Consider the following 1,422-nt stretch of genomic DNA (forward strand, 5'->3'; position numbering starts at 1 on the left):
GCGCGGCGCCGCGGCCGGCGATGTCGTCGGACAGGGCGGTGCCGGTGGCCGCGAAGTGCGCGCGCAGGGCGTCGCCGGTCTCAGCGAAGCGGGCGGTGATCTCGCCGCCGGTCTGGGTGAAGCGCTCGGCGAGCGCATCGCCGCGGCTGAGGAACGTGGTCTCCAGGCTTCCCGCCGAGCGCTCGAAGCTCTCGCGCACCGTCGCGCCCTGGCGGTCGAGAGCGTCGATCACGCCGGCACCGGTCTCGGCGAGCGAGCGTGCGACCTGGCTGGCGTTCTCAGCCAGCCGCTCGGTCAGCGCGCCGCCGGTGCTCTCGAACACCCGGGTCACGTCGGCCGCGCGGGTCTCGAACGACCGCGTCAGCGTCTCGCCGACCTCGGCGATCGAGCCGCGCACGCCTTCGCTGGTGGCGGCGAGCCGCGCGATCAGCTCGTCGCCGCGTCCCGACATCACGCCGACGACGCGGTCGCCGGCCTCGCCCAGCGACGTCGTGATGGCGTCGCCGCGCGCGTCGAGAGCGCCGGTGACGCGGTCGCCGGCGCCGGTCATCGCCGTGACGATACGCTCGGCCGCGCCCTCCAGCTCCTGCGTCAGGCTCTGGTGCGAGCCGGTGATCGCGCCACGCACGCGCTCGGCGTTGGCGACGATGGACTCGCGCTGCGCCACGAGCTCGTCGACCAGGGAGCGGATGCGGATCTCGTTGTCGGAATAGGCGCGTTCCAGGGTCGCGATCTCGCCGCGGACCAGGGTTTCAAGCTCGCCGGCCCGGGCCAGGGCCCGCTCGACGCCGTCGCCGACCGCCGCGACCTCGCGGCGGACGGTCTGCGACATCGTCAGCACCGCGTCGGTGGAGAAGCTCTCGGGCTCGGCCAGGCGGATCGCGACCTCTCCGACGGCGCGCGCCACGAGGCGCATCTCCTGGGCCCGCACGGCCAGCATGCCCGTTATCAGGAACAGCACCACCGGCCCGACCAGCGCGGCGGCGCCGACCGTGGCCTGCAGCGCGGTGAGGCCGGTCAGAAATCCCTTCAGGTCGCCGCCGGACTGGTTCCAGGCCAGCAGCGCGAGCCCGTTGACCCAGAGGAACGCTGCGAGCGCCGCCAGGATGTAGGGAGTCCGCGCCGGGCGCACGCGCAGCGTCTGCTGGAGGATCCCGATGTTGCGCCGGTCGTCGTTGGCCACCAGCGAGCGGTCGGGCGGAAGCAGGCCGCCTTCGCCAACCTCGGCGACACCTTCGCCCACGGCGCCTCGGGCGCCACCGGTTCGCTCCGCGAGACCATCGCGACCCTCTCGGCCGAGATCGCGGCGCGCACCGCCGAGGCCGTGGACAGCTTCCGCCGCTCGGCGGAGGAGACCACGGTCTCGATCGGCGCGACCGGTGCCGAGGCGGCGCAGGCGATGCGCCGCTCGGCCGCCGGCGC

1 pseudogene is annotated in these 1,422 nt (G+C 74.6%); it reads right to left on the minus strand.

Annotation, left to right across the window (positions count from 1 at the left end):
* Positions 1-1,243: pseudogene (locus FV223_RS27570) on the minus strand (hypothetical protein); the annotation flags it as partial.
* Between the last annotated feature and the right edge of the window lie 179 nt (positions 1,244-1,422).

Origin of the sequence: Methylobacterium sp. WL116, from assembly GCF_008039455.1 — a bacterium.
Classification (GTDB): Bacteria; Pseudomonadota; Alphaproteobacteria; order Rhizobiales; family Beijerinckiaceae; genus Methylobacterium.